The organism is Thermococcus sp. Bubb.Bath (genome assembly GCF_012027595.1).
In the GTDB taxonomy this organism is placed as follows: domain Archaea; phylum Methanobacteriota_B; class Thermococci; order Thermococcales; family Thermococcaceae; genus Thermococcus.
On the sequence record NZ_SNUR01000083.1, the window covers coordinates 1 to 224 of the forward strand.

1 protein-coding gene is annotated in these 224 nt (G+C 58.5%); it reads right to left on the reverse strand.

The features are described 5' to 3' along the window. Positions 1 to 224, reverse strand: a 224-nt coding sequence (locus E3E29_RS11620) for a TCP-1/cpn60 chaperonin family protein (RefSeq protein WP_277346711.1), incomplete at both ends; no start/stop codon positions are given.

A 224-nucleotide genomic window follows, 5' to 3' on the forward strand; every position in this document is an offset into this window, starting at 1 on the left:
ACCTCGTCAACGACATGCTCGGTGCCGCCCCTGATGAGTATGGTCACGGCCTTCGGGTTCTTGCAGCCCTCAACGAAAATCATGTTCTCGCCGGCGACCTTCCTCTCCTCGACGAGCTCGGCCTCACCGAGGTCTTCTGGAGTAAGGTCCTTAACGTTGGTGACGATCTTGGCGCCAGTGGCCTTGGAGAGCTTCTCCATATCGCTCTTCTTGACGCGCCTGAC